1 protein-coding gene is annotated in these 272 nt (G+C 76.5%); it reads right to left on the bottom strand.

Annotation, left to right across the window (positions count from 1 at the left end; all coding sequences use genetic code 11):
- On the bottom strand, positions 1 to 272 hold a 272-nt coding region (locus tag B7L92_RS38795; protein ID WP_143626544.1), incomplete at both ends, for a 2-oxoglutarate dehydrogenase E1 subunit family protein.

Below are 272 nucleotides of genomic sequence, written 5' to 3'. Positions count from 1 at the left end.
GGAGCGGCGGGCGCGGGCTGCGCGTCGGCCCGGGCGGGCGCGGGCGCGGCGGGCTGGGCCGGAGCGGTCGGCTGGGCCGTGGTGGTCCCCGCGGCCCCCGCGGCCGCGGTACCCGCCGGAGCCGAGGTCGCAGGCGCGCCCGGCTTGTAGTCGGCGAAGAAGTCCCACCAGGCTCGGTCCACCGAGTTCGGGTCCTGGAGGTACTGCTGGTAGATCTCGTCGACGAGCCATTCGTTGGCACCGAAGGCCGCAGCGGGGTTCTTCCCCGCTTG

The sequence above is a fragment of the Streptomyces viridosporus genome, assembly GCF_002078235.1.
Taxonomy (GTDB): Bacteria; Actinomycetota; Actinomycetes; order Streptomycetales; family Streptomycetaceae; genus Streptomyces; species Streptomyces viridosporus.
This window is presented reverse-complemented; position numbering and strand designations above follow the sequence as displayed.